This is a genomic window from Methanoculleus receptaculi, assembly GCF_033472595.1.
GTDB classification, from domain to species: Archaea; Halobacteriota; Methanomicrobia; order Methanomicrobiales; family Methanoculleaceae; genus Methanoculleus; species Methanoculleus receptaculi.
Window position 1 is genome coordinate 1 of the sequence record NZ_CP137642.1, and the last position, 24052, is coordinate 24052.

A 24052-nucleotide genomic window follows, 5' to 3' on the forward strand; every position below is an offset into this window, starting at 1 on the left:
ATGAAGAGTATAACAAAATTGATGGTTGTCGCCATGCTTCTCGCGGCGGCGCTGGTGGTAGCACCGGCGGCGGCGGGGACGCGGAATGTTATTAGTGGTGCAACTGTCTATGTAGGCGAAGAAAACGTTACATTAGGATTTGCCCCTGGCGCCAACCAGATAGTACACTACAGTGACCCCACTGCGGGAGCGATTGACAAGACCATTTCTCTGTCACCTGCTGGCGTCATCCCTGAACTGACCAGCACTGCCGTGGGCACGGTGACCGGGCCCTACTACGTGTTCGACAACACTGGAGACCCGACAAACCGATCCACCTCACTCGGCTACATCAACGTCCAGTACCCGGAGGTTAAGCTTGATGTTGTGCTGAACACTTCTCAGAAGGACTCCGTGGCCGGAAAATCCGTCACCAGGGACAACCTGCTGGACTTCAAGTTGACTGACAACATCCTCAATCTGACCGATACAATCAACATCGAGGTCACCATGCCTGGCGGCGGTACGACGACCCAGTTTGGCGGAAAGTACCTGAATGGAACCCCCCTCACCGGCGGGACCAGTTACATCGGTCCAGTCAACCTCTCGACTGCCGAAGCCGGGACATACACAGCGATTGCAAAGTGGCCCAGCACTTCTGACTTCTACGGCAAGGGCTTTGACTCCAACACCGTGACCTTTGAGGTCTCTACGAAGAAGCTCGTCATCACGTCCGACAAGGACAGCGTTGTCCGCGGCAAGACTTTCTCCGTGACGGTCACCGGCGAGTCGAAGAAGACATACAACCTGTTCATCAAAGATGTCAGCAGTATTAATGAGAACGAGTATCCGTTTATCTTGCCCGGCCAGAACGGTGTGACACCTGGTCTTGGTGGGCCCGCTAAGGACCACCGGAACGTAAACGTTACGACCACCGCCGGCGGCACGCGCACCGTCCAGTTCAACACCAACTCGACCACCGACGACCGGCAGTTCACCATCAGAGTCGAAGATCCCACTGACACCACCAACTACGACGAGGTCAAGGTAAAAGTTGAGAAGGGCGCCGTCACCATCACGGCAGCCGGCACCGGAACCTACTACATCGGTGAGGAGATCACCCTCGAGGGTACCTGCACCGAGAGCGACTATGTCTACCTCTTCCTGACCGGCCCGAACCTCAACAGCAACGGTGTCGAGCTCACCGGAAACATGCTCGACGTGGTGAACGACAATCCAGTCAACTTCACCTCTGAGGTTGTCGAGGCTGATGACACCTGGTCGTACAAGTGGAACACCGCTGACCTGGATAGGTCGCTTGACTCTGGCGGCTACACGATCTACGCCGTCTCGGCACCTAAAGACAAGGACCACCTCTCCGAAGCCGAGTATGACACGATCTCAATCCAGCTCCGGTCCGGGTTCATCTCCGCGACATCGAGCGGTGCAGTCGTAGCGAAGGGTGACGACCTGAAACTCACCGGCATCGCACAGGGCGACCCCGACGAGGTCCAGGTCTGGATCTTCGGCAAGAACAAGCAGGATATCGGGTCTGCAACCGTTGAGGATGACGGCTCTTTCGAGTTCGAACTCAAGGGAGCAGATACCAAGGATTACTCCGCAGGTCAGTACTTCGTTGTCATCCAGCACCCGATGATGAACGGTCAATTCGACATTTCTGCCGGTACTGGCTTCTGGGATGGCTGGATCGTCGGAACACTTGAGTCTGGCTTTAATCCTGTAAAGATATCCGGGCTCCAGGCGTCTGACGCAGCAAACGCGCTGATCAAGGCGCTTGACTCCCCGAACATCGACGACACCTACGTGAAGCTCACGTTCGTCGTCGAGGAGCCACGGATCCTGATCGACCCGATCGGTGACGTGCCTGCAGGCAGCACGTTCACAATCAGCGGCACCACCAACCTCGCTGTCGGTGACACCCTGAACGTCGAGGTCACATCCGCTGCGTTCACCCCGACCGAGAAGGGCGAAGCCGCGGGCTTCGCAAGCGTTGCCAGGACGACCGAGGTCAAGGCTGGCGATGGTGCGAACGTCTGGTCTGTCGAGATCGACGGATCGAACTTCAAGCCCGACCAGTACATAGTCAAGGTTGAGTGCATCGAGACCGACACAACCGCAACCGCGAACTTCAACGTGATTGAGGCTGTTCCGACCACGCCCACGGTAACCCCGACCGAGACTGTGACAACGACCACACCCCCGGCCACAACCACAGTACCCCCGACCGAAACCGAAACCCCAGGGTTTGGAGCACTCCTTGCCCTTGCCGGACTTGGTGCGGTTGCCTACCTGGTTCTCCGTCGGGACTAAACCCTGACAAACCCTAATTTTTTTGTTTCCTGCTTTTGTTGAGCGGTTTTTCATGTATTGCGACTGCTCCTGAGAGATCTCTTTCGCAACAGAACAAACCGCTATAGTGATGCCAGTGAGGGCAGAGGCAGAGCCCATCAAACCCATCAAACCAGTTTGCTCGTGGTTTGATATCCGCGAATCACCCGCGGTGAACGTCTTTTGCAGCTGACCAACTGCGCCCCGGAGGGCGGGCGGGCGGTGAATGATGATAGATCCTGGGAAGCCGTGGAAGGACGGAAACGGGATCTCAGGGAAGTTTCTCAACGAGAACGTGGTGAGGGATATCTCCTCCCCGGACACTGTATCGATGGGAATCACCCCGCGGGGGTGGGGCTGACGGGGAGGGGGGAGGCGGAGACGGCTCCCCCCTCTCCTGTCTCCTGCGTTTCAACCAGACACTCTTTTCCGTGTGAGGTAAAAACACCCCCACCGCCCGGCCGCTCCGCGGCCTCCTCCCGCCCCCTTCACAGGGGGCGGGCAGTGCGTGGCGATTGACCCGGATACCGTGCCAGGGGTGGAAACCGGGTTCCAATGACGGTTTCACCTGGCAGTAGGTATGCACTTTGGGGCACTGTATCGATGGGGAAACCCTTCCGCCCCTGTCCCTATATGCTCCAGGAGACCATACGATGGCCTGTATCCACAGGCATACCACATGAAGAAGGCCGGGAAGCGTTTTCACACAAATGAGGAGAGGCAGAGCGGGTTTGCTGCCGATAGAGATCATAACGCTGCGCTGAAGAGTCATCGCGCGGAGATTTGGAAAAACAGCCCTCTGAACCCCTTTGAACCTCTGGAGAGAATACCTCTGCCATCAGATCGCCCTCGTGCAGGTGCTCTCCGGGAAACAGGAGACCCTGCCTCAAGAGGCGCGGGGTAGTTAGATGTAGTAGAAAACCCCAATCAGAATCAGAAGGGAGAAGAGCCAGATGAAACTTAACGTAAAACTGCTGGACATCGCAAGCCGCGGGGTTCTCCTCAACAGCACCGACGCACGGACGCTGCGCGTCCGTGACGGCGACCGCGTCCTGCTCATCGATGAGGTGACAGGGAGGACCGCCCAGGCCTATGTCGACACCACCGACTCGATCATCGAACCCGGGGTCGTTGGTGTATACAAACCGGTGAATGCCACCCTCGCCGCCGGAGATGGCGCAACCGTCGAGGTGAGGAGCGCCGACCGCCCCCGCTCCCTCGTCCACATCAAGAAGAAGATGGATGGCGGCCGATTCACCAAGGACGAGACGGTGGAGGTCATCAAGGACGTCGTCGATGACACCCTCTCGGCCGGCGAGATCAGCGCCTACGTCACCGCGTCCTACATCCACGGCCTGGACCTGGACGAGATAGAATACCTGACCAGGGCAATGGTCGATACCGGGGAGCGCCTCCGCTTCACAAGGCACCCCATCGTTGACAAACACTCCATCGGCGGTGTGCCGGGGAACAAGATCTCCCTTTTGATCGTGCCGATCATCGCTGCAAGCGGTCTTTTAATACCGAAGACCAGCTCCCGCGCCATCACCGGCGCCGGCGGGACGGCAGACCTCATGGAGGTTCTTGCACCTGTCGATTTCCCGGCATCCGAGGTGCAGCGGATGACCGAGAAGGCCGGCGGCGTCATAGTCTGGGGCGGTGCCACGAACATAGCCCCCGCCGATGACAAGATCATCGCCCACGAGTACCCCCTCCGGATCGATGCCCGGGGACAGATGATCGCAAGCGTCATGGCCAAGAAGACCGCCGTTGACGCCGACCTTGTGATCATAGACATCCCTGTCGGCCGGAATACAAAGGTCGAGGACGTCCAGGATGGCCGGAAACTCGCCCGCGAGTTCATCGACATCGGCGAACGGCTCGGAATGCGGGTCGAGTGCGCTTTAAGTTACGGCGAATCGCCCGTCGGCCACACCATAGGCCCGAACCTGGAGGTGCGCGAGGCGCTCACCGTCCTGGAGGGTGCAACCGAACCGAACTCCCTGATCCAGAAGAGCATCTCCCTGGCCGGAATGGCGCTCGAGATGGCCGGGAAAGCCGCACCCGGCCAGGGTGCTGAGGTCGCCGCGGATGTCCTCCGCAGCGGCAAGGCGCTTGATAAGATGCGGCAGATCATAGAGATCCAGGGCGGAGACCCGAACGTGAAGGCCGAAGACCTCCAGCCCGGGGAGTACAAATTCGATGTGAGGGCGCCGCAGGACGGCTATGTGATCGAGCTGAACAACAGATCGCTTGTCACGCTCGCCCGGTTCGCGGGTTCGCCTTACGATCACGGCGCGGGGCTATACATACACGCAAAGAAGGGGAAACGGGTCAAAAAGGGTGACCCCATATTCACCATCTATGCCGAACGGGAATGGCGGCTTTCACGCGCGATCGAGGTCGGCCGGGCGCTTATGCCGGTGGTTGTGGAGGGCATGGTGATCGAGCGCATTCCACAGGATCGCTGGGTGTGAACCGATGCCCTCAAGTTTTACCCCTCCTTACATCTCATCATGAAGAAAAATCATCTCATCTTGATCCTTCTCGTCTCCTGCGCCCTCCTCTGCGGCACGGCGCAGGCGGTCACCCTGCGGATCAACGTGGCCGATGATAACACGGGCGAGGCAATCGCCGACGCCTCCATCTACATCGACGGCAACTATATCGGGAAGACCGCCTCGGACGGAACATACTCCTACGTCCATTCGAGTAAAACTGACCTTTACCTTAAGGTTGTAAAGAAAGGCTACCGGAACTGGGTGGACTACGTCGACTACGACGCGACACGCGTGTATGTCGATATGATCCGCGAGGATGTGACGCTCACCATCGAACTCTACGATGCAACCACTCTTGAACCGATCGTCGGTGCTGTGGTGCGGGTCGAGTCCGAGGATTACTCCGATTCTGAGGTCAGCGGCCGCAGCGGGAGCGTTAACTTCGCGGTGAAGGCCGGGGAGGTCTACAACGTCGAGGTCCGCGCGTCGGGTTACGCCGACCTCTCAAAGACCGTGGATATGGAGAGCAGCGACCGGACCGTCCAGTACCTGCTCTTCCCAAGCGACATCCTGGGTATCCGGGTAGTGGATGCCGGGACCTCCGCCCCCATTGAGGGTGCGGAGGTGTATATAGACAACACGCTTGCCGGAAAGACCGACGCTGACGGCGGGCTGCAACTCCACCTGGAGCGCGCGAAGCGGTATACTTTCAGGATTACGGCTACGGACTACCAGCCTTACCAGGAGACCATCTACCTGGACGAGGATGATGTCTTCCTGGGTGCCAAACTCTCGAAGTCAGCCTACTCCGTCTCGATAGCGGTCTTTGATGAGGCAACAAAACCGGTCGAGGGGGCTGAGGTCTACCTCAACGGGACGCTGAAAGGAAGGACCAGCCAGTACGGCAGGTTCACGCTCCCCAAACTCCCCGCAGGCACATACGAGATCATGGTGCGGGCGTCAGGCTACGCCGACTGGAGCGAGACGCGCCGGATCGCCGGGGAAGGAGAGGAGATCGTGGTCGAACTCGGCTACGACAGAGCGGACGTGACCTTCAGCGTGAAGGATGCTGACGGGAACGCGCTGGCCGGGGTGACGATCGTCATCGACGGCCAGGCCGCCGGGGTGACCGACAGCCAGGGTCTCCTCACGAGATCGCTTGTCACAAACAGGGTGTATAACGTCACCGCTGCTCATGACGGCTACCGGAACATCTCGGTCGAGGCAGATATCCCGCCTGGAACAACCGAGTTCTCCGTTCCGCTTGTCATGGAGCGGGAGTTCAATATCTGGGTGCCCCTGGTCGGGATCGGGATTGTTATCGTCCTCCTGATCGCGGTGGTGGTGGTTCTGCGGAGGAGGACCTCCAACCAGCGCAAGGGAAGATCACGCGGCGGCCGCGACAGTCTCTAGACCTTCCAGTCTTTTTTTTACCGGCCAGGGTTTTGCGGGCTCATCGCCCGGGGTTTGATCACCGCAGGACTCTGATGACCGGTGTCTGTTTTTCACCCAAATTGGCAACCTTTATCCCTGGATAATGAAACAGGAAAAGATACAGTGTGTTGTATGATGAGATGGGTGTATGCATGCCTGGTGATCGGGCTGGTCTTGCTGGCGGCGCCGGTCGCGGGGCAGGTTCCGGATGCAGTTACCGTCAGCACGGATACCGCGTGGCTGACGGCGGGGAGCGGTGAGACCGCTGCCATCACGGTGAGTGTGACAAACAGCACCCCGGCGGCCGGGGTGGGGGGCGTCAGGGTTGAGTTGTCGGTGGACGGCACTGATGGAAGCATAACTCCCGCAGAGGTGGTGACGGCCGCGGATGGTAAGGCAACGGCCAGGTTCAGGCCCGGAACGAAGAGCGGGACAGCAAGGATCACGGCAACGGTTTTGTACGAGGGGCTGGATGAACCGCTGACTGACAGTGTCGAGCAGCATATCGACCACGCGGCGCCCTACAGGCTTGCCGGCCTCTGGTACGACCCGGAGGTGATTGTTGGCGAGACGACGGATATCGTTCTCCGGATGGAGGACCGCTACGGGAACCCTGTGGACAGCAGGCGGGTTGCCGAGACGGTGACCTTCATGGTGGGCTCGCCTACCGGGGGGGCGAGGTTTGAAGAAAGCGGCAGCGATAAGGCCACGGTGGAGGTGGATGAGACCGGGAATGCCACCGCGAGGCTTTGTGTCGATACGGTGGCCGGGGAGAATATAGTCTACATCGGGCCACCGGCATCGGCTGGACCGGGCAGGTACATCACCATCACCACTGCCGGGAGTGAGCCGGCCGGGATCGATCTGGTCGTAGATCCCGCGAGCGCCTCGGTTCCGGCGGATGGGGATAAGATGATCAGGCTCACCTACACCCTGCGTGACGCCTTCGGCAACAGCGCTCCCGCGCAGGGGCTCTGGGTGAACGCCACGATACAGCGGGTGGACGGACCTGACGAGCAGAGCGTTCTCCTCTACTCCAACCGTTACGGTCAGGTGATGGTCACCTACGGCCCTGAAGACTCCATGGGCACTGCGACCATCACTGCAACCGCTGCCGCGAACTCAAGCGTGAGCGTAACGCAGGTGGTGGAGTTCACCAGCACCGAGCCTGTGGAGATGGTCCTCTCCGCAAGCCCGCAGTCGATGCCGAGCCGAGATGTCGATCCCGATTCGGTAGCGCAACTCCGGGCGAAGGTGATGGATATCAAGGGGAACCCGGTCGAGGGGGAGACGGTGACGTTTGAGATCGATACCGGTTCGATCAATCACGAAGGGGTCGAGCTGGTCGGCAATCCCTATCTGGGTGAGACACCGGGGCAGAACGAGTTGACAGCCGTGACCGATGAGAACGGCTATGCCACTGTCAGTTTCCACCCGGGAGAGTTTGCCGAACCTGTCGATGGGAAGAGGATCGCGGCGCGAGGGAATGCAACCGTCATAGCCACGTGGGGGACTGCTGTCAGAAACCTCATCCTGACCTGGATGAACTACCCCTACCTCTCGGTGGAGACGGAGGTATCCCCGGCGACTATCGGGATGAACGATACCGTCGATGTAACGATCAGGCTGAAGGGCGATGGGTATGAGTTGCAGCCGGATCCGATAGATGTTGTGCTGGTGATCGATCGGTCGGGGAGTATGAGTGAGACGGACATGGAAGGAGACGAAACGAGGATGGCAGCGGCGAAGGCTGCGGCAAACAACTTTGTTGACCAGATGGACTTTACCCCCGACCAGGACCGGGTGGCGCTGGTCTCGTTTGCCTTCGACGCCACGCTGAACCAGGGGTTGACCAGTGACTCTGACAAGATTAAGGGCGCGATCAACAACAGCCTGTCAGCGGAAGGTGCAACGAACATGAGGCTGGCGTATTACACCGCGATCAAGTACCTCAAGGAGAACGGAAGGTCCAATGCAGTCAAGGCAGTCATCCTCATGAGCGACGGCGACTGGAACTACCATGGTTCCCCACTCGCGAAAGGAACTGGTTACCCGGATAGCGATCTCCACCTTTCAACACGGTATCCGCAGTATAATACTGCTATCCTCTCTGGTTACCCTTGGAGTGGGTCCGACTATGACTTCGGGAGTGAAAAGTACGAGTGGTATCAGGCTCTCCCTGATCCAAACGGTACGCTGGATAGACAGTCGAGTTGGTATCGATACTCTCCATATTACCGGGAATATAACGGTAGAGTCTGCGACAACGGTCAGTTTACCAACCAGAACATGTCGGTGTACGCCAATAGCGGCAATGAAACCGATAAAGTGAGAATCTACAGCATTGGGTTTGCTTCGGTGCTGAATTCCAATGTTGAGGAAGATCTTGGTGTTCTGTCCGAGGCGACCGGGGGCGAATACGTCTGGGCAGGGAACGAGGACGAACTCCGGGAAGTCTATACCACGATCGCCGGCGAACTCAAGACCGAGGCCGGCGTCAACACCACGATGACCGTCTTCGAGAATGTTGAGGTGAACGAAACGCCCATAGACGCGTTCAAAGTGTTTGACTACAGGCACGAGAATGGAGTCTCCACCTACATACTTAACAAGAGCGGAAACGACACCATCCTCTATGAAGGCACCATCGACCAGACCACCGGGTGGAAAAACAATCACAACCTCCACTTTGACATCGGCACCATCCATCTCAACCAGGTCTGGGAGGCCAAAATCCGCCTCGCGGTGAATTCATCATACGAGGCGGGCGACTACAATAACATCAACATCTTCGGCCCTGGCGCAAGCCTCTCGTTTAACAACGGTGAAGACACGCTCGATCTCCCGGATACCTTCCTCACAGTCCTCCCCGACCTGAACAACACAGGTATAACGTCCGCCTGGCTCGAGGTGGATCTTGAGGACCCGAAACTCCCGGCCGACCAGGAGTCGTTCACCGACACCGTCCCGCTGAAGTGGACGATCACCTACAACGGCACCAGTGAGATCCATGAGACGCTTGCATACTCAAACGATAAACTATCCTGGACGGTCTTCTGGAAAAAGACGGTTGCCAACTCGACCACAGGGGACAACGCCTGGCTGGACGCAAGAAGCCTGCCCGCCGGTGACTACTGGATCCGGCTCACCGCCTCGGCGGCTGACGCACCCGACGCCAGGGATACAACAAATACCACGATTCCTATCGGGAGCACGTCCCGCGCCTACATAAAGATCGAGTAACCCCCAAACCCTTTTTCGCGCATATGATTGAATGGCGCCCTTCAGGAAACCTGATAGTTCTCACGAGGAAACCAGAAGACCTGCATCTTACGCGTGTGTCTCCCGCTCGCGGGATGGGGCGGGCAAGTGTCTGGCGATTGGCCCGGATACCGTGCCCCTGGGTGGAGAGAGGATCTTCGAGGAGTTTCTCGCCTGAAACCGGCTGAAGAAATCTCCACCGTGGCAGTGTATCGATAGGGAATCACCCCCTCACCTGTCTCTTGCGTAACCCCCATCTCTCACCGGGATAACGAATCCCTCGCGCCCCCCACGCATCCCTTCATCAAATGCCTTCACCAGACCAGCGCATCGGTCTGGTAACCTCGTGGAAGACCGGCTTTGCAAGCCCGCCTGAACGATGGCGTCATGGCATCTTGCAGGGAGGGAGCGCCTTCCACGCCGGAGTGAGCATGAACCAGCGCGAGAACGGCAAAAAACAGCGGACCCAGCGGGAGTTGAACCCGCGTCCTTGGGTTCGAAGCCCAAAAGGATGTCCCCTACCCCATGGGTCCCCACATCGGTTTCTATCATAAGATATTAAGCGTTTTTATAGCACTACTCTATACGATGATCCTCTCGTCCAGCGAAATCGTTCGACGGCTCCATGACGGCGATCTCGTCATCGAACCATACCACGCTGCGTCCCAGCAACCGGCATCCTACGACCTGCGTGCCTGCGAAACAACCGTCCTCCCGCGCGGCGAATGCAGACTTGTAGCCTCGATCGAGCGTGTGGAACTCCCGGAAGACCTGGCAGGGACACTCCGGTGCCGCTCCTCGTTCGCCCGCCGCGGCGTCCTCCTCGGCGGCGGGTTTGTCGACCCCGGGTTCCGCGGCCACCTGACGCTCTGCCTTACAAACGCCGGCAGAGAAGAGATCCATGTCCAGGAGGGTGACCGCGTCGTCCAGATCGTCCTCCATGAGGTCCTGAACGCCGACCGGGCCTATGCCGGCCGCTACCAGGACAGCGTTGGCGTGGTGCACACCCGATGACCCCCTCCATCCGCTCTGAACGGAAGTACCTCGAGATCCTGCGGATCCTGGCCGAGTCGCACGAACCGCTGGGCGCAAAGAGACTGAGCGAGAAGATGGCCGAACGCGGGTTCGTCCTGAGCGACCGCGCCGTCCAGTACTACCTCCAGTACCTCGACGAGATGGGGTTTACAGCGAAGGTCGGGAACCGCGGCCGCCTCCTCACCGAGGCCGGGATCGCCGAGAGCAAGCGGGCGCTTGTCGAGGAGCAGATCGGGTTCATCATATCAAAACTCGAACGGCTCGCCTTCAGGAGCACCTTTGACCCTCTGACCGGCAAAGGAACCGTCGCCTACAACCTCTCCCTCGTCCGTGAGGAGGACCTCCCCGGCGTCACAGCGGCCTTCGACGAGGTGGCAAAAACGGGCTACGGGTTCCTGAACACCTACCGGGTCGTCGAGACCGACCCCAGGATACCTGACGGCCATATCGGGATCATGACGGCATGCAGCATCACCCTGGACGGCGTCCTCCAGAGGAAGGGCATCCCCACAAGGCTCGAGTACGCCGGCAGGATCGCCGTCGACGAGAACGGTTCGGCAAGTTTCCTCGACCTCATCGGCTACCGCGGAACGTCAGTCGACCCGCTCCACCTCTTCGTCTCCGCCGGGCTCACATCGATCAACCGGCTCGTGACGACCGGAGCGGGCGTGGCGCTTGCAAACGTCCGTGCAGTCCCCTCGGCCGCAGGCTCAAGGGTTGAAGAGGTTGTCGGCCTGATGGAAGAGCGGGGGTTCAACTTCCCGGCCAGGAGAGGCATCGGTGAGTTCAACCTCCCCGAACACCCCTACCGGCTATTCATCGTCGCGTTCACAGGGATGAACATGGTGGGAAGCGCCATTGAGAAGGGCTACACCGTCAAAACAGAGATCGGCGCCGGAACGACGCCTTTTGAAGACCTGGTTGGCGCTACAGGATCCAGGTGATCCCGTCGTCTGGCTCTTCCTCTTCGCGGGCGGCTGCATCAAGCACCCGGAGTTTCCCCCGTCCCGGTTCGACCTCTTTTGGCCTGGGCCCCGGCCTGGCGGCGCCATCCGGCAGCCTGTCCTTCGGTGCAGGCACCCCTCCATGCATCCGCACCCCCGCCTCATCAAAGAGGTCGTCCCTCGGCCGCTGGCCGTGGCCGAACGTGACGCGCTCACCGCTTAAAGCCCCCTCCTTCGGCCGCTGCACCGGCTTAAAGGACGCCGAACCGCTCATACCATCATCCCTTGGCGCCGTCTTCTCAACACGAATACCCTTCAGGTCAAATGTGCTGTTCTTCGGCGCGGGCACCGAGGACGTCACAGAGGCCGACCCCGCAAGGTCGATCTCCCGTCCACTCTCCCTGGGCGGGAGGATGAGGTCTCCATCCTCCTCTCTCTTCCCCGGTTTTGGGGAGATATCGATCGTCTCATCTTTTTGCCTGGTGCCGGCACCAGCCGGCATATCGATCATCTCATCCTTCTCCATCATCGTCTCATCACCGTATTCAGCCCACTCCGGAGAGAGAACCTCAAAAGAAGAGGCATGATCATCCCCCTCGAGATCCCCTGGTGCCCGGGATGCCTCCTCCTCGCACTCAAGCATGTAATCCGCCCGGATGTTCTGGATTTCTCCAACCCTCGGTATGTTTGAGAGCCCCGAGAGCACGACTATGATCCCCACATACGCCGTGTTCCGCACCGGGTAGTCGCCGGAACGCATCTCGAGCCCCGCGATGCTCCTGTCAATCCATTTGCGGACTGCATGGAACCCCTTCATCGAGAGTTCGGCCGAAGGGCCGGCGATCAGAACCAGCGCCTTGTCAGCGCTCGTGAGGTCGCAGGGGATCGATATATCCTCATAGACCGCCCGCTTTGCAAGCGAGATTATCCGTGCGGTTCTCTCGTGCGAGCCCTGGATCAGATCCTTCAACGACCGCCTCCGGCGGAGGAGGTTCGTCAACCCCGTTGGCAGACGCTCCGTGGCGTAACCGACCGCGACAAGCCCCCCATCCTTCAGGGTGTTGAGTACCTCCCCCGCGTCCAGGACCACCTCGGCGACCTCAACCCCGCCCTCGTTGAACTCCCCGGCACGCAGGAGAAGCCCTACCTGACGGGCAATCCGTTCATTGAGCATGTTGTAGTGCGTTCTCGGGTCTGGTGCTTCAAGCGGCTGGCGCCGCCGGCCGGAACCGCCAGCGCTCTCCGGTCTCTCGCAGGCCAGAAGCTTCCTCGACCAGGTCTCGTTATCAAAGAGGATGACCCCGTCGACCAGTTCCTGGAGCATCTCAAGGTCATCAGCGGCTTTGGCCGAGACCCGTTTACCCTCGCCGAGGCAGGGTAGGATGGCAAGGGCAAAAATAGGCTCAACATAGGATACCCGGATCTTCTCGATTATGAACGGCGCGATATCGATGACGCTGCCCCCCAGCCCGCAGCAGATCAGGATCGAGTCGATCTCGATCGTATCCATGCGCTGAAGGCGGGTCATCACCTCATCGATATCTATCAAATCTGCTGCAGCCGCATGATCGGTTATATTGACGCCCGGAAAGAAGATCCGGGCATCGTTCGGGAGGTGGGGAAGCTGGAGCAGGGAGTTTGGATCAACATCGATAACCACCGCGTTCGTGCAATGAACTCCACTTCGCTGGTCGTGGTCATAGAGTTTGTCCACCACCCTCGACCCGGCGCCGCCAAGCCCGATTGTCAGAACGCGCATACCGATTATACCCCTTACCTGGCACCTTCCATGTACAGCCGAAGAGATTCTGCCGCGAAAGAAGCATGGAACCTATCGAGAACTATTGATGATTATATGGTCGGACGAAGATATATATTTCCCTGCGACATTTAACGCCGATGGGTAGCCTTAACCATTCCGGATTGCTCGCAAGATGGGGTTGTTAGACCAGCCGATACCCTGTAAAACCCTCCACCCACCCACTTTTCGAGCTGCGTACACGATTGGGTGCAGTCCGGCCGAGCACAAAATGATAATTTATATAACTTCCTGCACGTAACTACTCAATGAGGTGAATAGCCTTGACTACATATGGAATTGAATTTGTGCCCGGAGCAATCAACGTAAAGCAGGTGGTGAAGTACACCAAGCTTGCAGAGTCAAAGGACATCGACTACGCCTGGATCACCAACCACTACAACAACCGCCACGCATACCCGACCCTTGCCATGATCGCGGCAAACACCGATACGATCAAGCTAGGACCGGGTATCATGAACACCTTCACCGACACCCCGGCAGCGATAGCGTCCTTTGCGGCCACCTTAAACGAGATCTCAGACGGACGCGCAATCCTTGGTATCGGGCCCGGCGACCTCTCGACGCTTCCCAAGATCGCGATCCAGCCCGTCAAGCCCCTCGCCCGCCTGCGCGAAGGTGTTGAGCAGATCCGGAAACTCCTGACCGGCGAAGAGGTCAAGAAGACCGGCAAGATGGAGTTCTTCGACTACGACGGCGCCAAGCTGACAGGTGTAACCCTGCCCGGCAAGAAGGGGATCCCGATCTACATCGGAGCCCAGGGACCCAAGATGCTCGAACTCGCCGGTGAGATCGGTGACGGTGCCCTGATCAACGCCTCCAACCCGAAGGACTTCGAGGTTGCCATTCCGATCATCAAACAGGCAATGGATAAGGTCGGCAAGAAGAGTTTCGACGTCGGCGCCTACACGGCCATGTCCATCGACATGGACGAGAAGAAGGCCCGGAACGCCGCGAAGATCGTTGCCGCGTTCATCGCCGCCGGATCACCGCCCGATCTCCTCAAGCGCCACAACCTTGACCTGAACAACGTCGCCAAGATCAAGGAGGCGCTCGGTCGCTTCGACTTCAAGACCGTCGGTGGACTCGTCGGCGACGCCGAGATCGACGCCTTCACCATCGCCGGAACCCCCGACATGGTCAAGCAGAAGTGCGAGGATCTCGCGAAGGCTGGAGTTACCCAGATCATCTTCGGCTCGCCGCTCGGCCCCGACATGACCACCTCCATCCGCCTACTGGGCAAGTACATTGTCTGAGGCGGGAGAAAAACACCATTGCTTTTTTTATAGATACCACCGCTGAAGTTTACTCCGCTATCTCCATCCTCCTCATCCGCTGTTCTGACAGGTTTATACACCCGGCAAACCAACTGGGATACGGAGGGCCATGTTCACCATAGAAGAGACCCGGACGAGACGAGGGATCCTGCAGTACCGCAGGGAGAGCCTCACCGGGCTCCAGTGCAGGATCAGCCCCGGCCGGATGGAAAGAGAGATCGACACCGCTCCTATAATGCCACCCTCACGTGATGACTGCCCCTTCTGCCCCGGCGTCCTGGAGACCTCGACCCCGACGTTTGAAGACGGCAGCCGAATCCGGCGCGGGGAGAGCGTCACGTTCCCGAACCTCTACCCTTTTGCCGGCCGCCACGTCGTCACGGTGATCACACCTGAGCATGCACCCGATCGGTTTGAGAGGAAAAACCTCACCGATGCCATATCCAGCACATTTGAGGCGCTGATCAGATTTCCTGGATATGCAAGCATCAACTGGAACTACCTCCCTTCAGCCGGTGCAAGCATCTTTCATCCCCACCTCCAGGGGATCGCCGATGAGAAACCCACCCATCTGGCTGAGATCTACCTCACCGCCGGCCGCCGCTACCTTGCCAAACACGGTCACCCATACTGGGACGACTTCGTGGAGCACGAACGCACCTCGGAACGGTTTCTCTTCGAGGACGAGATCTTCTGGTCGGCAAACCCCGTCCCCCTTGGCGAGAGAGAGGTCAGGGGTATCCTCCCCATATCGACGCTTGAGGAGTTCGAGCCACATATCGAACCGCTGGCAGACGGCATCCTCCGGGTCATCGACTTCTACCGGGGTCTTGGCACATACGCGTTCAATGCCGCAATCTACTTTGACAGAGACGGAAACTCCGGGAGTGGGCATCGAGCGTTCTGCTCCATAATCGCCCGTTTAAACCCGAACACACTCTCCATGTGCGACTCGGCGTTCATGGAGAGGCTGCACCTCGAACCCGTCATCCTGACGCTCCCTGAGGACCTTGGCGCACTCTTCAGGAGAAAGAGATCCGGCAAGACATCCACCACCCATTGAACCCGCTCTCGCGGGATCGGTCTCACCGGACGCCGTTCTCCTGGAGGCGGCAAACGACCCGGAAATATGGGCTGCAAGGCGTTTCAAGAGCCTTCGGGGCCGGCCTTCCGGCTTGAGGACATCCCGTGCGGCGGGGTGAAGGGTTCGCGGTATGCAACTCGAGGAGAGTATGGCGATCCGGTTCATCTGCCATGAACCGCACCCGAGACCTAATTATCCATGCGGACTCAATACTGATCCAATGAAACAGATTGCCCTCTACGGGAAAGGGGGAATCGGGAAATCCACCACTGCAGCAAATCTCTCGGCAGCACTTGCAGAAGAGGGGCTCGATATCCTGCAGATCGGCTGCGACCCCAAACACGACAGCACCCGTATGCTGGTCCACGGCACATGGATCCCGACAGTCCTCGACCTCATCCGGGAGCGCGGAGACGCAGACATCACCGTCGACGACGTAGTCTACAGGGGCTTCGCGGGCGTGCGCTGCGTGGAGGCCGGCGGCCCGGAGCCCGGCATAGGCTGCGCCGGCCGCGGGATCATAGCAACGTTCCAGCTCCTTGAGCGCCTCGACGCCCTGAAGGGCGACGTTATAGTCTACGATGTCCTGGGGGATGTCGTATGCGGGGGGTTTGCGATGCCTATGCGCGAGGGTTATGCCCGGGAGATCTACCTGGTCACCTCCGGTGAACTCATGTCCATCTACGCCGCAAACAACATAGCCAGAGCCATCGCCCGTCTATCCCGCCGGGCGCGGAGCAGGTGCTCCCTCGGCGGCGTCATCTGCAACGCAAAGAACATCGAGGGCGAGGCGGAACTGGTGGAGGAGTTCGCCCGCCGGATCAACTCCCGCATGATCGCCTATATCCCGCGGTCGAGGATCGTGCAGGTTGCAGAACTGCAGAAACGGACCGTCATCGAGTATGCCCCCGAATCCGAGCAGGCCGGGGTTTACCGGGATCTCGCACGGCTGGTATACGGTAACGATACAACGAGCATCCCCACGCCCATGGAGATGGATGAGATCGAATCCTTCGCCCTCGAGTTCGTCCAGGTTTGAGGGTTGCACCCTGACCGGGGCTCTATCTGTGGCAACTGAGGTGAGGGACGCCGTCTGCGTCATCCACGGCCCGGCGGGCTGCACCCACCACAACTTCTCTCTCCTGCACGCCACCAGCCTCTCGAACGACCGCCCTGCTCTCCCCCGGCTGCTCTCCACCAGCCTGGTGGAGAGCGATATCATCTTCGGGGGTGAGGACGCCCTCGAGACCGCCCTGGAACGTGCGCTCGCCCTCTCGCCGGCGTCCATCTTCGTCCTCTCGACCTGCATCGTCGAGACTATAGGGGACGACATCGCTGCGGTCTGCGCAAAGGATCGGGGCGTCCCGGTGATCCCGATCCCTACCGCCGGGTTCCTTGGCGGCGTATTTGAGACCGGGGTAAAAAACGCCCTGGCCGCCGTCGCATCGCTTGCCCCGCCATCGAGCGAGAGGACTCTCTCGGCAAACCTGATCGGGGAGAAGAACCTGGAGTACGGCGTCGACGAGAACGCCGCCGAGGTCTCCCGGCTCTTAAAGAGGCTCGGGCTCCCGGTCAACCTGCGGTTCGTGCGGGGGATCAGGACGCATGATCTCGACCGGCTCGGTGCCGCCGCCGTGAACATCCTCCGGGAACCCGCGCTCGGGCCTATCGGCGAGGATCTCAAACAACGGTATGGCACACCATACATCGAGTCGTTCCCGACCGGACTTGGGGGGACCTGCCGGTTCCTTGAGGAGGTCGGCCGGGCGTGTGGCATCGATACCCTGGCCGCCGTCGAGGAGGAGCGGGCATACCAGGCGGCAATGCTTGAAAGATTCGATGATATAGCCGGAAGCCGGATCCGGTTCCAGTCCCCCCATCCCATTCTCAGAGGCGACCCGGAGGTGGAGACCATCTGCACGGAGTGTGCCGACGCCCTCAGCCTCACCATAGACCCGGAGGGGGTCGCCGTCCCCTCACCCTATCCTCCGCCCGTCGGGACAGGAGGGGTCGGCCGGATGCTGCACCGGTGGAGGGTGCTCATCCGGGATAAGGGGCGCGGCTGAAGGGTGTATTGGCGCTGCCCGCGGAGCGCACAGAATCCATTTTATACCCCTGATAGAAAAGACTACATCTGGAGAGAGTGCCAGAGTATGTTTGAACGCATCCTGTTTCCAACGGACTTCTCAGAGCCCTCGATGAAGGTTCTGGACTACATCCCCGCATTGCACGGGGTGGGAACCCGTGAGATCATCCTCGTCCACGTAATCGACTCAAAGGATATCGGGCTTGGCGCCTCCGGTGGACAGGGGTTCCTTGGAACGGTATCAAACCAGGAGACCGAGGCCCGGCAGGGGTTGCAGACCGAGGTCCAGCACCGGATAATCGACACCCGCCGGGCGCTTGAGAAGCAGGGGTTTGAGGTGACCGTCCTGACGCCCGCCGGCAACCCCGGAAAAGAGATTGTGGCCGCCGCCGATGCCGAGGGAGCATCGCTTATAGTCCTTGGCTCTCACGGCCGGTCAAACATCCGGGACCGCCTGCTCGGGACGGTCTCGGAGTATGTTATCAAGAATGCCAATCAGCCCGTCCTGGTCATCAAGCGGGGGAAGGAGAGCGGGAGATAGGCGGGGCCGCCACCCCCTTTTCCTCTCTTATCTCCTCTGTCCGGCCTCAAGCAGGTTCCGGATAGCCCGCAGTTCCTCCACCACCGCACCGAACTCTGCCGCCCTTTCGGGTTCGCCTTCGGTTGCAACGGGGCCGCTTTTCCGGACAAACCCCATGATCGTCTCCTGGAGGTCTTTTGGGTCGGCGATCCCGGTCAGGACGATCTCTGAGCGCGCCTGCCCCGAGTAGCCGGCGGTCTGCACCCGGAGGGATGAGAAAGAGAAGAACCGCATCAGCGGCCCCTGGGAGATATCGACGTTTGTGATCCGGTTGTACGGGACTATCCCGGTCTGCCGGAACCAGACACCGCGCTCCCAGGTGATCTCGGTCTGGGTGAGGCGGTAGGTTATACTCTCGCAGTAGAGAGGTATCCACCAGGCGACAAAGATTATGACGGCAACCGTTGGTATGGCAAGGCCGAGGCCGACCACACGCGGGGTGAAGACCACGGTCGGGATAAGCCAGGGCAGGATCAGGACGACGAGACAGATCAGGAAGGTAGTGTAGAGGTAGGTGCGGTACGCCGGCACCGGTTTGAACTCTTTGCCGATAGGGTAGGTGAGAGGGGACATGTTACAAAAGGCTTTCAATCCAGCAGGGTTAAGCCTTTACGATCCCCAGGGCATCTCCGGAGGATGCAGCGGTCTGCCGTGAATCGCTGCTCGTGGCGCCGCGGTTCTCCGGTGCGGCCGCGAGGCAGACCTCCCCGGCGCCTATCCCCCTGAAACCCTCGATGACGCCAGCAGGAAGCCTCATGACCCATCCCGTTTTAGGCCGGCTCTCCAGATGAGCCGCGATGGTTTAACCGGCGATCTGGCCGCCGGATTCCGCAACAGGGAACATCTGGGGGGAGAGGAAGCCGGCCGTTCTCCGCGCTCGATGTTGCAGACCGCCCGGGAATTGCCGTCCAGATGGCCCCTGATCCTCATCTTCATACAGAACTGGCTTGCTGGAGGGCATAAATCCAGTTTGGTATCCTCGAATCACCAAAGCGATGAACGCCTTTCGTGACTGCACCCCCGGAATCCGTCCATGGAGAGGTTTTTTGCACCGCCGGTGAGGTGAGACTCATCCCGGAGGCGCGGCAAACCGCTCCCCGCGTTCGGCCCAGTTCTCGACTGGCGGTTCGTAGAGGACGATACAGAGATCTTCAGGGCGGATCCCGGGGCTACGGCCAAGGTTCCCGACGATCGCCCGGAAGAGGGCCTCCTTCTTCTCGGCGGTGCGCCCGGGCATAAGGCTGACCTCGATCAGGATAGCATCGTCCGACCGACCTGGAGGCAGCGGGAAGTTCTCCTCTTTTCGCTCGCAGACCCTGATCCAGAGGGCGGCCTCCGGGGTTTGCAGCGCTTCGATGAATGCCCTGCGGACGCTCTCGATCATCGACCTCCGGTATTCGACCGGTTTTCCCATACGGATCTCAATCTTTACAAGCGGCATTCAGACCACATCCGGCAGGCCTCGGGGAGACGGAGACGGCTCCCCCGCTTACCTGTATGAGCGTTCCGATAGCCGGGTCTTAACGCTTCCCAGGCATCAGTCCACCGCAGAGGAACCCCTGCGCCGGTGCCGGTCGATACAGGCGTTGAGCACCACCTCCATCAACCGGAGCGCACCCTCAACCCCCGCAACCGCGGGTGAAGAGAGGGTGACCCTGTTCCTGAGCGGGGGCGTCAACCCGACGAACGCGGCGTCCGGGGCGAGCGCCTGCTCGTAGGACGAGCCAAGGATCAGGTCGGGCTCTGCGTCCATGATCATCTCCCGGATCAGGGCAAGGTCGGTCGTATGGGTGATCCCGGTCTTCCCGGGACCCGGGTCGTTCCTGGCGGCGATAAAGGCTATATCCGCACCGAGATACCGGTCGAGAAGGTCGGCGGCGTACTCAGCGTAGGCGGCGCCGCCCGCTATCGCCACCACAGGAGGATCAAACCGGCGCAGGTATTTGTCACAGCCTTTCCTGATCCTGGCATCCGCCCACGCCGCCTCCTCTGCGACCGGGCGGGCATCGACTCCATCGATCGCGGCTCCAAGCCGCTCGAAGGTCTCGCCGAGGAGATCAAGACCGAGGAGCGAACCACAGGTTGTGCCAACACCGGGCGCAAGATCCGGGTTTGTCTCGACGGTGAACGGCGCCGCCCGCCGGGTTGCGGCGTAGCGGTCAAGGCAGAACGTGGTCTGCACAGGCACACCGGCGAGATTGAGAAGCCGCCGCGCCTCTATGGCGTTTCCCCGGCAGAAAGGGTCGAGAAGAGAGATCCCGCCTATGTTGACGCCCGGCGCGGCGGGATCGACCTCCGGTGAGATCGCCTCAAGCGCCGCCCTGTAACCGGTCTCGAGATAGCCGAGGAACCCGGGACTGTCGATGAACAGAACCCGGTCACCATGGCCGAGATCGCTCATATCCTCGCCGATGATCGCCGGCACACATGTGTTGACCACGGCTATCCGGCTGTAGCGGTCGTCGATCTCCGCTATAACCTCCCGCAGCCTTGACTCCGTGCCGAATATAACCTCGTTCTCAAGAAGAAACGTCCCGTATATGGGAGCACCGATGAGCGAGGCGGGGTAGAAGTAGCAGCCGCTTGAACCGTGGACGACAACGGCAACGTCCTCAAACCCGGCCAGGCAGGCCGCCGCACCGGTCATCGCGCAGGGCCAGAGCGGGTTCTCGCAAGGATTATGCTGCTCTTCTGGCATCATGGCAAACAGCAGGAGGCGGAGAATAAAACCCCTTCAAACCGTCCGGACGAGCGCGGCAAGATGGCGCCCCACCTCGCTCGTCTTCTTCTCCCCGCCCATATCCCTGGTGACGAACCCCTCGAGGATACTCCGCTCGATTGCCCGGAGAACCGCCGCCGCGGCCTCGTGCTCACCGATGTGATCCAGGAGCATCGAGCCCGCCCAGACGGTGGCAAACGGATTTGCAACGTCCTGGCCGCGGTACTTCGGTGCCGAACCGTGGATCGGTTCAAACATAGAGGTGCCGGAGGGGTTGATGTTCCCGCCCGGCGCAAGACCGAGTCCGCCCTGTATCATGGCGCCGAGATCGGTGATTATATCGCCAAACATGTTCGGGGTGACGACAACATCGAACCACTCAGGGTTCTTCAGGAACCACATCGTGACAGCGTCGACAAAGTTGAACTCCGTCGAGACGCCCGGATAACCTGCGGCAACCTCCGAGAAGACGTCCCGCCAGAGACCGTAGACGTCGGAGAGGACGTTTGCCTTGTCGACCGAGGTGACCTTCTTCCTCCGCTGCATGGCAAGGTCGAAGGCGTAGCGGATGACCCGCCCCGCCCCCTCGCGGGTGATGACACCGATCTGGTATGCAACTTCTTCAGCATCGGTCTCGACGTCCAGACCGAACCTGATGCTGTACATCTCCCGCAGAACCTCCAGCGTCTTCTGCTCGCGTCCCCCGGCAAACCTGGATCCGATCCCGACATAGAAGTCCTCCGTGTTCTCCCTGACCACCACGAAATCGATATCCTCAGGACGCTTATTCGCAAGCGGCGTCTGGACACCCTCAAGCAGCCGTATAGGCCGGAGGTTTATGTACTGGTCGAAATGGAACCGGATAGCAAGCAGTATGCCTTTCTCCAGTATACCGGGTCTCACCCGCTCATCACCGATCGCCCCAAAATAGATCGCGGGGAACTTCGAGAGGTCCTGGATATCCTCCTCCGTCAGGAGTTCGCCTGCTGCAAGGTATCGTTCGGCACCTATATCGAACTCTGTCCAGTCGATATCAAACCCGTAACGCTCTCCCGCGGCGTCCAGGACGTCTCTGCCCGCTGCTACGATCTCGGGTCCTATCCCATCCCCGCCTATTGCGGCTACGCGGTATTGCATGTCTCCACCCGGTCCAGGCTCCTCGCATAGGCCACGAGACCGCCGGCCTCGACGATCCTCTTCATGAAATCAGGCACAGGCTCGACCGGAAGCCTTCTTCCCTCCAGATCGATGCAGCCCGCTTTGATATCCACCGAGATGACCTCGCCGTCCTGGATGGCATCGGTCTCCGGACAGACCAGAGGCAGGAGCCCGGTGTTGATCGCGTTCCGGTAAAAGATCCTGGCAAACGACTTTGCTACCACGATCTTAACGCCGGCGCCGAGCAGAGCAAGCGGCGCGTGCTCACGCGACGACCCGCACCCGAAGTTGCGGCCGGCGACCACGATATCCCCGTCCCGCACCTCTACTGCAAACTCATCCCGCGTCCCCTCGAACGCATGTTTTGCAAGTTCCGCCGGATCGTAGATCGTCAGGAACCTGCCGGGGATGATAGCATCCGTATCGATATCATCTCCAAACTTCCATACCCGCATGATTCTCACACCTCCCTCGGGTCGGTGATCTCGCCGTAGAGTGCGCTTGCCGCTGCCGTCGCCGGCGAGGAGAGGTAGACCGATGCCGCGGTGCTCCCCTGCCGGCCCCGGAAGTTCCGGTTGGATGTCGAGAGCGAGACCTCGCCCGGTGCAAGCAGCCCGAACGCTCCGCCCATACAGGGGCCGCAGCATGGCGCCTCAACGAGCGCCCCGGCTTCAACAAACCGTTCGATGAGTCCGGCCCGGAGAGCCTTCAGATACTCCGTTCGGGAGGCGGGGATGACTATCACCCGGACGCTCTCCGCGAAGCGGTCGGCCGACCCGAGCACCTCCGCCGCCTCCTCCAGGTCCTCGTAACGGCCGTTGGTGCAGGAACCTATGAAGACCTGATCGATCCTCGTTCCGGCAACCTCCGTTACGTCCACGACATTATCGACGTTGTGCGGGACGGCAACCTGCGGGGCGAGATCGGTGACATCGTAGTGCCTCCGTTCCCTGTATGAGGCATCGGGGTCGCTTGCAAGATCAAACGGCTCGATTGCGCGCCGTTCGGTGACGTAGCCCCATGTGGTTGCATCGGGCGGGACTATACCGGCCTTCGCCCCCATCTCTATCGCCATGTTCGCACACGTCATCCGGCCCGCCATATCCATCTCGCGTATCGCCCGGCCCGTGAACTCGAGTGCCATGTAGGTTGCGCCATCGGCACCGATATCGCCTGCGAGGGAGAGGATCAGGTCTTTTGCCCCCACCCTCCGGCCAAACGTTCCATCTATCTCAAGCAGGATGCTCTCCGGCACCCGGAAGTAGAGCGCCCCGAACTTCAGGACGAACCCCATATCAGTCGAACCGATCCCGGTCGCAAACGCTCCAGCGGCGCCGTAGGTGCAGGTGTGGGAGTCGGTCCCAACGACAATCTCGCCTGGCGCCGCCTTTCCTTTCTCCATCACGACCTGATGGCAGACGCCTTCGCGCAGGTCGTAGTTGCGGATCCCCTGCTCATCTGCAAACCGCCGCATGAAGACGTGGTTCTCGGCGGCGGGTATCGAGTCGGCGGGCACCTGGTGGTCAAAGAGCATGATGATCCGTTCCGGATCGAATACACGCTCCCCACCCATCTCGCCAAAGACCCTGATTGCAAGCGGGCCGGTGATGTCGTGGATCATCGCCGCATCCACCGGCACCATAACAACCCTGCCCGCCCGGATGGGTCTTTTGCAGTGCTGCGAAAATATCTTCTCTACGATAGTCGCCGACATACAGTATCCTTCTCTTCTGTAGGTGCTCGGGACGTATGTAGTTTGCCGGAACAAGGGAGGGTGGTGCAGTTGAATCCGGGCTCGTTTCGGCCGATTTTGCACGGCAGTAGTC

General features: G+C 60.0%; 20 protein-coding genes and 1 tRNA gene. 12 read left to right on the top strand and 9 right to left on the bottom strand.

The window, feature by feature from the left end; translation table 11 throughout:
- Positions 1-21 precede the first annotated feature (21 nt).
- From R6Y96_RS00005 to R6Y96_RS00025, 5 genes are all read left to right on the top strand, one after another.
- A complete protein-coding gene (locus R6Y96_RS00005) occupies positions 22-2310 on the top strand; it encodes an MEMAR_RS02690 family S-layer glycoprotein (protein ID WP_318622525.1) in 2289 nt (762 codons plus the stop codon).
- A gap of 244 nt (positions 2311-2554) precedes the next feature.
- Positions 2555-2689, top strand: coding sequence for a hypothetical protein (locus tag R6Y96_RS00010; protein WP_318621385.1), 135 nt, complete (start codon positions 2555-2557; stop codon positions 2687-2689).
- Positions 2690-3281: 592 nt separating this feature from the next.
- Positions 3282-4805, top strand: coding sequence for an AMP phosphorylase (locus tag R6Y96_RS00015; RefSeq protein ID WP_318621386.1), 1524 nt, complete (start codon positions 3282-3284; stop codon positions 4803-4805).
- 39 nt (positions 4806-4844) lie between these two features.
- Complete coding sequence (locus R6Y96_RS00020; protein ID WP_318621387.1) at positions 4845-6242, top strand: carboxypeptidase regulatory-like domain-containing protein; 1398 nt, start codon at positions 4845-4847, stop codon at positions 6240-6242.
- Positions 6243-6395: 153 nt separating this feature from the next.
- Positions 6396-9506, top strand: coding sequence for a VWA domain-containing protein (locus R6Y96_RS00025; RefSeq protein ID WP_318621389.1), 3111 nt, complete (start codon positions 6396-6398; stop codon positions 9504-9506).
- A 479-nt stretch (positions 9507-9985) separates the two neighbouring features.
- On the opposite strand, the gene R6Y96_RS00030 is transcribed toward R6Y96_RS00025, so the two are convergent.
- Positions 9986-10057 (bottom strand) — tRNA-Arg (locus R6Y96_RS00030).
- Between the two features lie 55 nt (positions 10058-10112).
- On the opposite strand from R6Y96_RS00030, the gene R6Y96_RS00035 reads away from it, so the two are divergent.
- Both R6Y96_RS00035 and R6Y96_RS00040 read left to right on the top strand, forming a co-directional pair.
- Positions 10113-10538, top strand: coding sequence for a dCTP deaminase (locus R6Y96_RS00035; RefSeq protein WP_318621390.1), 426 nt, complete (start codon positions 10113-10115; stop codon positions 10536-10538).
- Complete coding sequence (locus R6Y96_RS00040) at positions 10535-11503, top strand: DUF128 domain-containing protein (RefSeq protein ID WP_318621391.1); 969 nt, start codon at positions 10535-10537, stop codon at positions 11501-11503. Before R6Y96_RS00035 ends, R6Y96_RS00040 begins: the two co-directional genes overlap by 4 nt.
- On the opposite strand, the gene R6Y96_RS00045 is transcribed toward R6Y96_RS00040, so the two are convergent.
- Positions 11487-13262, bottom strand: coding sequence for a tubulin/FtsZ family protein (locus tag R6Y96_RS00045; protein WP_318621393.1), 1776 nt, complete (start codon positions 13260-13262; stop codon positions 11487-11489). The genes R6Y96_RS00040 and R6Y96_RS00045 overlap by 17 nt on opposite strands.
- A 323-nt stretch (positions 13263-13585) precedes the next feature.
- Between R6Y96_RS00045 and R6Y96_RS00050 the strand changes: the two genes are divergently transcribed.
- The 5 genes from R6Y96_RS00050 to R6Y96_RS00070 all read left to right on the top strand — a co-directional run bounded on the left by R6Y96_RS00050 (position 13586) and on the right by R6Y96_RS00070 (position 18310).
- Positions 13586-14578 carry a 5,10-methylenetetrahydromethanopterin reductase gene (locus R6Y96_RS00050; RefSeq protein ID WP_318621394.1) on the top strand — a complete coding sequence of 331 codons (993 nt, stop codon included), beginning with the start codon at positions 13586-13588 and terminating at the stop codon, positions 14576-14578.
- Positions 14579-14708: 130 nt separating this feature from the next.
- Positions 14709-15662 (top strand): galactose-1-phosphate uridylyltransferase, encoded by a 954-nt coding sequence (locus R6Y96_RS00055; protein ID WP_318621395.1) that lies wholly within the window; start codon positions 14709-14711, stop codon positions 15660-15662.
- A 241-nt stretch (positions 15663-15903) separates the two neighbouring features.
- Positions 15904-16722, top strand: a complete 819-nt coding sequence (gene cfbC, locus R6Y96_RS00060) for a Ni-sirohydrochlorin a,c-diamide reductive cyclase ATP-dependent reductase subunit (RefSeq protein WP_318621396.1) — start codon at positions 15904-15906, stop codon at positions 16720-16722.
- Positions 16682-17749, top strand: coding sequence for a nitrogenase component 1 (locus tag R6Y96_RS00065; protein ID WP_318621397.1), 1068 nt, complete (start codon positions 16682-16684; stop codon positions 17747-17749). Before cfbC ends, R6Y96_RS00065 begins: the two co-directional genes overlap by 41 nt.
- 87 nt (positions 17750-17836) lie before the next feature.
- Positions 17837-18310, top strand: coding sequence for a universal stress protein (locus R6Y96_RS00070; protein ID WP_318621399.1), 474 nt, complete (start codon positions 17837-17839; stop codon positions 18308-18310).
- Between the two features lie 27 nt (positions 18311-18337).
- On the opposite strand, the gene R6Y96_RS00075 is transcribed toward R6Y96_RS00070, so the two are convergent.
- From R6Y96_RS00075 to R6Y96_RS00105, 7 genes are all read right to left on the bottom strand, one after another.
- Positions 18338-18922 carry a PH domain-containing protein gene (locus tag R6Y96_RS00075; protein WP_318621401.1) on the bottom strand — a complete coding sequence of 195 codons (585 nt, stop codon included), beginning with the start codon at positions 18920-18922 and terminating at the stop codon, positions 18338-18340.
- A gap of 28 nt (positions 18923-18950) precedes the next feature.
- Positions 18951-19106: a hypothetical protein gene (locus tag R6Y96_RS00080; RefSeq protein WP_318621402.1), complete on the bottom strand. Its 156-nt coding sequence runs from the start codon at positions 19104-19106 to the stop codon at positions 18951-18953.
- Positions 19107-19418: 312 nt separating this feature from the next.
- Complete coding sequence (locus R6Y96_RS00085) at positions 19419-19790, bottom strand: tautomerase family protein (protein WP_318621403.1); 372 nt, start codon at positions 19788-19790, stop codon at positions 19419-19421.
- Positions 19791-19886: 96 nt separating this feature from the next.
- The gene (locus tag R6Y96_RS00090) at positions 19887-21050 is read right to left on the bottom strand and encodes a nitrogenase component 1 (RefSeq protein ID WP_318621404.1); all 1164 of its coding nucleotides are present in this window, start codon (positions 21048-21050) and stop codon (positions 19887-19889) included.
- A 33-nt stretch (positions 21051-21083) separates the two neighbouring features.
- Positions 21084-22205: an isocitrate/isopropylmalate dehydrogenase family protein gene (locus tag R6Y96_RS00095; RefSeq protein WP_318621405.1), complete on the bottom strand. Its 1122-nt coding sequence runs from the start codon at positions 22203-22205 to the stop codon at positions 21084-21086.
- Complete coding sequence (locus R6Y96_RS00100; RefSeq protein ID WP_214023123.1) at positions 22190-22681, bottom strand: 3-isopropylmalate dehydratase small subunit; 492 nt, start codon at positions 22679-22681, stop codon at positions 22190-22192. Before R6Y96_RS00100 ends, R6Y96_RS00095 begins: the two co-directional genes overlap by 16 nt.
- Positions 22682-22686: 5 nt before the next feature.
- Positions 22687-23940, bottom strand: a complete 1254-nt coding sequence (locus tag R6Y96_RS00105; RefSeq protein WP_318621406.1) for a 3-isopropylmalate dehydratase large subunit — start codon at positions 23938-23940, stop codon at positions 22687-22689.
- Between the last annotated feature and the right edge of the window lie 112 nt (positions 23941-24052).

Coding starts and splice junctions, on each gene's coding strand:
- R6Y96_RS00005 (WP_318622525.1), top strand. CDS start 22: ATGGTTGTCGCCATGCTTCTCGCGGCGGCGCTGGTGGTAGCACCGGCG.
- R6Y96_RS00010 (WP_318621385.1), top strand. CDS start 2,555: ATGATGATAGATCCTGGGAAGCCGTGGAAGGACGGAAACGGGATCTCA.
- R6Y96_RS00015 (WP_318621386.1), top strand. CDS start 3,282: ATGAAACTTAACGTAAAACTGCTGGACATCGCAAGCCGCGGGGTTCTC.
- R6Y96_RS00020 (WP_318621387.1), top strand. CDS start 4,845: ATGAAGAAAAATCATCTCATCTTGATCCTTCTCGTCTCCTGCGCCCTC.
- R6Y96_RS00025 (WP_318621389.1), top strand. CDS start 6,396: ATGATGAGATGGGTGTATGCATGCCTGGTGATCGGGCTGGTCTTGCTG.
- R6Y96_RS00035 (WP_318621390.1), top strand. CDS start 10,113: ATGATCCTCTCGTCCAGCGAAATCGTTCGACGGCTCCATGACGGCGAT.
- R6Y96_RS00040 (WP_318621391.1), top strand. CDS start 10,535: ATGACCCCCTCCATCCGCTCTGAACGGAAGTACCTCGAGATCCTGCGG.
- R6Y96_RS00045 (WP_318621393.1), bottom strand. CDS start 13,262: ATGCGCGTTCTGACAATCGGGCTTGGCGGCGCCGGGTCGAGGGTGGTG.
- R6Y96_RS00055 (WP_318621395.1), top strand. CDS start 14,709: ATGTTCACCATAGAAGAGACCCGGACGAGACGAGGGATCCTGCAGTAC.
- cfbC (WP_318621396.1), top strand. CDS start 15,904: ATGAAACAGATTGCCCTCTACGGGAAAGGGGGAATCGGGAAATCCACC.
- R6Y96_RS00065 (WP_318621397.1), top strand. CDS start 16,682: ATGAGATCGAATCCTTCGCCCTCGAGTTCGTCCAGGTTTGAGGGTTGC.
- R6Y96_RS00070 (WP_318621399.1), top strand. CDS start 17,837: ATGTTTGAACGCATCCTGTTTCCAACGGACTTCTCAGAGCCCTCGATG.
- R6Y96_RS00075 (WP_318621401.1), bottom strand. CDS start 18,922: ATGTCCCCTCTCACCTACCCTATCGGCAAAGAGTTCAAACCGGTGCCG.
- R6Y96_RS00080 (WP_318621402.1), bottom strand. CDS start 19,106: ATGAGGCTTCCTGCTGGCGTCATCGAGGGTTTCAGGGGGATAGGCGCC.
- R6Y96_RS00085 (WP_318621403.1), bottom strand. CDS start 19,790: ATGCCGCTTGTAAAGATTGAGATCCGTATGGGAAAACCGGTCGAATAC.
- R6Y96_RS00090 (WP_318621404.1), bottom strand. CDS start 21,050: ATGATGCCAGAAGAGCAGCATAATCCTTGCGAGAACCCGCTCTGGCCC.
- R6Y96_RS00095 (WP_318621405.1), bottom strand. CDS start 22,205: ATGCAATACCGCGTAGCCGCAATAGGCGGGGATGGGATAGGACCCGAG.
- R6Y96_RS00100 (WP_214023123.1), bottom strand. CDS start 22,681: ATGCGGGTATGGAAGTTTGGAGATGATATCGATACGGATGCTATCATC.
- R6Y96_RS00105 (WP_318621406.1), bottom strand. CDS start 23,940: ATGTCGGCGACTATCGTAGAGAAGATATTTTCGCAGCACTGCAAAAGA.